The sequence below is a fragment of the Mesorhizobium sp. M7A.F.Ca.CA.002.05.1.1 genome (assembly GCF_003998335.1).
In the GTDB taxonomy this organism is placed as follows: Bacteria; Pseudomonadota; Alphaproteobacteria; order Rhizobiales; family Rhizobiaceae; genus Mesorhizobium.
Map to the genome: position 1 here is coordinate 1 of NZ_RZQI01001294.1, position 1181 is coordinate 1181.

The 1181-nt window shown below is 62.7% G+C and carries 1 protein-coding gene and 1 pseudogene; both read left to right on the forward strand.

The genetic code is table 11. From position 1 onward, the window contains the following. Window positions 1-785: substrate-binding domain-containing protein (locus EN939_RS34990; protein WP_164751550.1), on the forward strand; the 785-nt coding region annotated here is incomplete at its 5' end. Window positions 786-897: 112 nt separating this feature from the next. Continuing rightward, window positions 898-1181, forward strand: a pseudogene (locus tag EN939_RS34995) (ABC transporter permease); the annotation flags it as partial.

Here is a 1181-nt window from a genome sequence, read left to right on the forward strand (position 1 = left end):
AGCTGCAGGTCGAGGACGCACAGAACGACGTTGCCAAGCAGCTCGACCAGATCAAGAACTTCGCCGCCTCGGGCGTCGATGCCATCATCGTCAACCCGGTCGACACTTCGGCCACGCAGGCGATGTCGGACGCCGCCGCCGCAGCCAAGATCCCGCTGGTCTATGTCAACCGCGAGCCGGTCAATGTCGACACGCTGCCCGACAACCAGGCCTTCGTCGCCTCGAACGAAGCCGATTCCGGCACGCTCGAGACCAAGGAAGTCTGCCGCCTGTTCAAGGAAGCCGGCAAGAAGGAAGCCAATGTCTATGTGATCATGGGCGAGCTTTCCAACCAGGCCGCCGTGCAGCGCACCAAGGACATCGACGATGTGATCGCGACGCCGGATTGCAGCTTCATCAAGATCATCGACAAGCAGACGTCGAACTGGAACCGCGACGAGGCGCAGAACCTGATGACCAACTGGCTGTCGACCGGCAAGCCGTTCGACGGCGTCATCGCCAACAATGACGAAAGCGCCATCGGCGCCATCCAGGCGATGAAGGCCGGCAACATCGACATGAAGGCGGTTGTCGTCGGCGGCGTCGACGCCACCCAGGACGCGCTGGCGGCCATGCAGGCGGGCGACCTCGACGTAACCGTGTTCCAGGACGCGGCCGGCCAGGGCGCCGGCGCTCTCGATGCGGCGCTCAAGCTCGCCAAGGGCGAGAAGGTCGAGCACAAGGTCTACGTGCCCTTCCAGCTGGTGACGCCCGCCAACATCGACAAGTTCCTGAAGAAGAACTGAGCCGCCAACGGTTCGATACGGAGCGGCGCTCTCGATCAAGACAGCGCCGCTCCCCTCTCTCCCTCAGCGCCGCAGGCGCGAGGGCGACCGCGGCTGATGGAGGACAGAATACGTGGCACAGACATCTCATGGCGTCGGCGGCGTCGGTTATGATGCGAGGAAGCGCACATGGCCGGCCGAGTTCAATGTTTTCCTGGCACTGGTCATTCTCGTCGTCATCTTCGAACTGATCGGCCGCATTTTTCTCGGCGACAGCTTCCTGTTCAACACACGCAGCGACGTCGGCGGCATCTTCAACGAAGCGCGCCTGCAGATCATCATCCTGCAGGTGTCGATCGTCGGCATCATCGCCATCGGCGTGACGCAGGTCATCATCACCGGCGGCATCGACCTGTC